2 protein-coding genes and 1 pseudogene are annotated in these 2,650 nt (G+C 69.9%); all 3 read left to right on the top strand.

Translation table 11 applies throughout. From position 1 onward, the window contains the following. Window positions 1-489: pseudogene (locus VB059_RS13940) on the top strand (hypothetical protein); the annotation flags it as partial. 191 nt (window positions 490-680) lie between these two features. Next, window positions 681-2,039: a CpaF family protein gene (locus tag VB059_RS13935; RefSeq protein ID WP_323422578.1), complete on the top strand. Its 1,359-nt coding sequence runs from the start codon at window positions 681-683 to the stop codon at window positions 2,037-2,039. Continuing rightward, window positions 2,036-2,650 (top strand): hypothetical protein (locus VB059_RS13930; protein WP_323422577.1); only part of this gene is annotated, 615 nt, incomplete at its 3' end. The genes VB059_RS13935 and VB059_RS13930, both read left to right, overlap by 4 nt.

The raw sequence follows: 2,650 nt of genomic DNA, 5'->3' as shown, positions 1-2,650 counted from the left end.
CAGGCAGCGTCCCTCCTGGGCGTGTGGGACTCGCTCCTGGACGCCTTGCGTGGACTCGAGGTCGACACGGGCGTGGACATCGTCGTGGACGCCGGCCGGCTGGGCATGGTCGGCAGCCCCGAGCCGCTGATCTCGGAGTCGGACGTGACTCTGGTGGTGACGGGAACCGGCTTGCCCGAGCTGGCCCGGGTCCGATCATGGCTACCGGGCCTCCAGCAAGGGTCGTCGGGCGACGTGAGGTTGGTCATTGCAGGGCCGGCACGTCGGTACAGCACGTCCGAGGTCGCCAAGACCTTGGGCGTACCGGTGCTTAGCGAGGTCGCGTGGGATCCAGACGCCGCGCGGTGGTGGTCCCATGGGGAGCCTCAGCGTCGGTTCGAGCGTTCGCCGCTACCTCGGTCGGTGGTGGCGTTGGGTGAGTCGCTTCGGGCCCTGGCGCCGCGCACGGAGGACGCGCCGACGCGCACCAGGACGGGGGCGGAACGATGACCAAGCAGCCGCAGCCCACCTGGGAAAGGCCCGACCTGGCCAGCGTGCCCCTGTTCACCGCCTTCGCCGACGGCACCGATCCGGCACGGCCGGGCCGCGTCCGCTCTGGGTTCACCCTGCCGACGGGCGTCGCCCCGACGCCCTCACCGTCCTCCCTTCGTGTGGTCGGCCGGGAGGCGAAGGTGGGACGAATGGGATCGCCCACGGATCACTCGTCCGAGGTGGATTGGGACGAGGCATCGGAACTGCGCACGCTGGCGTCCAAGCGCTTCTCCGAGCGTGCGGCGCAGTCGCCGTTCGTGGACGAGGCTTCCCGCCAGGAGCTGGGGCGGGCCGTGATCATGCAGGTCGTCCAGGAGGCGACGGAGGCTCGCTTCGCCGTCCACGGCTCCGTCAGTTCCGCCACCGCGCAAGATGCTCTGGCGCAGGCGGTGTTCGATCTGATGTTCGGGCTCGGCAGGTTGCAGCCCCTGGTGGATCGGGCGGATGTCGAGAACATCATCGTCGTCGGCCACGACCGGGTCTTCCTGGATCTGGTGGGCGGCGAGAAGGTGCCGGGCCCGCCGGTGGCGGCGTCCGACGAGGAACTGATTCAGCTCCTGCAGGACCTGGCCTCAAGGGCCGATCCGCCTCGCGTGTTCTCGGACGCCAACCCGGACCTCCACCTGAACCTGGACGGTGCTCGCCTGGCGGCGTCCGCGTTCGTCACCCATCGTCCGAGCGTGGTGATCCGAAGGCACCGCCTGGTGCGCATCACCCTCGACGACCTCGTGGGCCTGGACACGGTGAGCCCCTTGCTGGCCTCCTTCCTCGCGGCCGCGGTGAAGGCACGGTTGTCGATCGTGGTCTCCGGCCAACAGGGCGACGGGAAGACGACCCTGCTGCGCGCCTTGTGTGCCGAGATCGGCCCGGAGGAGGTGCTCGGCACCTTCGAGACCGAGAGGGAGCTGGGTTTGGAGCAGTTGGTCGACGAGCACCCCGTCGTGTTCTCGTGGGAAGCGCGTCCGGGTTCGGGCGAGCGAGGTCCCGACGGACGTCCGGTGAACGAGTTCACCTTGCAGTACGGCATGCACGCCTCCTTCCGGTACGCGCTCGACCGCCAGATCGTGGGCGAGGTGCGCGGACGCGAGGTCGCGCAGATGATCATGGCCATGGAGTCGGGGTCCGGCTCTCTGTCGACGACGCACGCCGCGTCGGCGTCCGACACGATGGAGAAACTGGTCAGCTGCGCGATGCAGTCCGGGGAGTTCACCCGCGACTCGGCCGTGATGAAGCTGGCTCGCTGCCTCGGTCTGGTGGTGCAGCTGCGGTCCATGTACGTGCGCGGTCGCGACGGCTCGGTCCGCAAGCGGCGTGTGGTCGACGAGGTCCTGGCGATCACGCCGGGCGAGGAATCCGCCGGCTACGCCGCGACCACCGTCTTCAGGAGCGACCCCGACGGCCCGGCTGTCGCCTTCGTGCTGCCCGACCACCTCCGGATGCTGACCGTCCACGGGTTCACGGCGAACGAGTTCCTCCTGGAGGCGCAGCGGCACGGAGGCGTCGCATGAACCCGCTCGTCCCCGCGCTGGTGAGCGTCCTCGGCGTCGGTGGCGTGATGGGGCTGGTCGCAGGGCTTCGGCGAGTGCCGGTCCCGACGGGCGCCCCGAAGACGCCCCGGCTCCTGACTCGGCTCGCAGTCGTCCCCCGCCGCGTCCTGATCTCCGGTCTGCTGGCGGCGGTAGCCGGCGTCCTGGTGGCCTTGCTGTCGGGCTGGGTGATCGCCATCGTGCTCTTCCCACTCGCGGCGATCGGCCTGCCGGTGCTCCTTGGAGTCTCGGACGAGTCCCACACGATCGAGCGCCTCGAAGGCCTGGCTGAGTGGACGCGCAACCTGGCTGGCGTTATCACCGTGGGAGTCGGTCTTGAGGGCGCCTTGGTCGCCACGCTGCGCACGACACCCGACGTCATCCGTCCGGAGGTGACCACCCTGGTGAGCCGCATTAGATCTCGGTGGAACACAGCCGAGGCGCTCCGCGCGTTCGCCGACCAGTTCAACGACTCGACCGGTGACCTGGTGGCAGCCACCTTGATCCTCGCGGCGCAGAAGCGGGCCGATGGCCTCGCCCAGATCCTGTCCGGCCTCGCCGAGTCGGTGTCCGCGGAGGTCGCTGCCCGCCGC

It is taken from the genome of Raineyella sp. (assembly GCF_034933565.1).
Lineage (GTDB): Bacteria > Actinomycetota > Actinomycetes > Propionibacteriales > Propionibacteriaceae > Raineyella.
The sequence above is the reverse complement of the archived record's forward strand: the minus strand, read 5'-3'. Positions and strand labels throughout refer to the sequence as shown.